At 70.1% G+C, this 2,203-nt stretch carries 3 protein-coding genes; all 3 read left to right on the top strand.

What is annotated here, in order from left to right:
- Positions 1-258: 258 nt before the first annotated feature.
- The 3 genes from P1P70_RS43765 to P1P70_RS43755 all read left to right on the top strand — a co-directional run bounded on the left by P1P70_RS43765 (position 259) and on the right by P1P70_RS43755 (position 2,145).
- Complete coding sequence (locus P1P70_RS43765; RefSeq protein ID WP_319247950.1) at positions 259-1,224, top strand: zinc-binding dehydrogenase; 966 nt, start codon at positions 259-261, stop codon at positions 1,222-1,224.
- 100 nt (positions 1,225-1,324) lie between these two features.
- Positions 1,325-1,534, top strand: coding sequence for a helix-turn-helix domain-containing protein (locus P1P70_RS43760; RefSeq protein WP_007384656.1), 210 nt, complete (start codon positions 1,325-1,327; stop codon positions 1,532-1,534).
- Positions 1,534-2,145 carry a Clp protease N-terminal domain-containing protein gene (locus P1P70_RS43755; RefSeq protein WP_319247948.1) on the top strand — a complete coding sequence of 204 codons (612 nt, stop codon included), beginning with the start codon at positions 1,534-1,536 and terminating at the stop codon, positions 2,143-2,145. Before P1P70_RS43760 ends, P1P70_RS43755 begins: the two co-directional genes overlap by 1 nt.
- Positions 2,146-2,203: the final 58 nt, after the last annotated feature.

Genomic DNA, 2,203 nt, shown 5'->3' with positions numbered 1-2,203 from the left:
TACCCGTCCCTCCCCCACTCTCGGCTTCGCTCGAGCGGGAGGTGCCCCCACCAAGGGGCTGCGCCCGTGCTTTTCGGGCCGGAAGGCCGTAGGCCTTTCAGGGGCGCGGGGAACTGCGCGAGAAGCCCCACCGGGCCCGCACCCGCCGACGCGCCTGTACCCCCTGTCACGCGTCGCGCTGAGGCCGACGTGGGACGGGACGCGTGTCACAGTGGTCTGCGGTTCCCTCGCCCCCGGCATCGCCCTATGGTCAGGCGCATGTTCGCTGCCTATGCCGCCCGCATCGACCGTGACCAACCGCTGAACGGACTGGAGTTGGGCGACCGGCCCGCGCCGGAACCGAGGCCCGGCTGGACGACCGTGAGGGTGAAGGCCGCCTCGCTGAACCACCACGACCTGTGGTCCCTGCGCGGGGTCGGCCTCGCTGAGGACAACCTGCCCATGATCCTCGGCTGTGACGCCGCCGGCGTCGACGAGAACGGCAACGAGGTCGTCCTGCACTCGGTGATCGGACAGACCGGCCACGGCGTCGGCCCGGACGAGCCCCGCTCCATCCTCACCGAGCGCTACCAGGGCACCTTCGCCGAACTCGTCTCCGTCCCCACCTGGAACGTCCTCCCCAAGCCCGCCGAACTCTCCTTCGAAGAGGCCGCCTGCCTGCCCACCGCCTGGCTGACGGCGTACCGCATGCTCTTCACCAACGCCGGTGTACGTCCCGGGGACTCCGTTCTCGTCCAGGGCGCCGGTGGCGGTGTCGCCACCGCCGCGATCGTGCTCGGCAAGGCGGCGGGACTGCGGGTCTTCGCCACCAGCCGGGACGAGGCCAAGCGCAAGCGGGCCCTGGAACTCGGCGCTGTGGAGGCGCTGGAGTCAGGTGCTCGGCTCCCGCAGCGCGTGGACGCGGTCATCGAGACCGTCGGTGCCGCCACCTGGTCCCACTCGGTGAAGTCCCTGCGTCCCGGCGGCAGTCTCGTCATCTCGGGTGCCACCAGCGGCGACCGCCCCTCCCACGCCGAACTGACCCGCATCTTCTTCCTCGAACTCAAGGTCGTCGGCTCCACCATGGGGACCAAGGACGAGCTGGAGGACCTCCTCTCTTTCTGTGCCGCGACCGGTGTCCGCCCCGTCATCGACGAGGTGCTGCCCCTGGACCGCGCTCGCGAGGGCTTCGAACGCCTCGCGGCAGGCGACCAGTTCGGCAAGATCGTGCTCACCAGCCCCTGACGATCTCGGTACGACGGAGGCCGGCCCGGACGTTCCGGGCCGGCCTCCGTCATGTCAACCCTGGTTGACGCGGAGGGTGCTGTCAATGTAAGTTGACAGCATGACCGAAGCAACGGATCTCGCCGAGCGCGCGGGCGATCGTGACCCCCGGGTCGGACTGCGGGCCGTCGCCGCACTGCGGAGGCTGCTGGAGCAGTTGGAGTCGGTGCAGGTGCGCAGCGCGCGCAACCAGGGCTGGTCGTGGCAGGAGATCGCCGCGGAACTCGGGGTCAGTAGGCAGGCAGTCCACAAGAAGTACGGGAGGCATTGATGTTCGAGCGGTTTACAAAGGATGCCCGGGCCGTGGTCCTGGGCGCGGTCGAGCACGCCGAACGCACCCGCGCGGGGGAGGTGACCGAGGAGCATCTGCTCCTCTCCCTGCTGGACAGGAAGGCCAGCCGCGCCTCGTTCGCCCTGGCCGCGCTCGGGCTCTCCGAAGGTGAACGCAAGGACTCCGTGGGGCGGGCCCTTGCCGAGGCCCGACGCCGGGGCGGCCTCTCCCGAGCGGACACGGACGCCCTCTCCGGCCTCGGTATCGACCTCTCTCAGATCGTCTCCCGCGTCGAAGAGGCCCACGGGGTGGGAGCGTTGGAGTCGGGCGGCGCGGGACGACGGCGGCGGCGTCGGTTCTCGGGGCACCGTCCCTTCACCCGCGACGCCAAGGACGTCCTCACCCGCTCCCTCAGCACCGCCCATGCCCATCGTGACCTCCCCCACGCACGAATCCGCTCGCGCGGGGGGACCCCCATCGGCGACGAACACCTTCTGCTCGCGCTCACCACCCGCCCCGGGGTTCCGGCCGAGGTGCTCGCGGACCATGGGGTGACGTACGAGGCGCTGGAGCGGGTGCTCTATGGGGTAGGGGAGGCCAAGGCGGGCTGAGAGGGTTGGGTGCGTGCTGTTGTACCAATTTACCACGCCCCAAAAAAGGGAAAAAACT

The organism is Streptomyces sp. MB09-02B, assembly GCF_033794485.1.
Lineage (GTDB): Bacteria > Actinomycetota > Actinomycetes > Streptomycetales > Streptomycetaceae > Streptomyces.
Note: the sequence above shows the minus strand (reverse complement) of the source record. Positions and strands in the feature narration are given on the sequence as shown.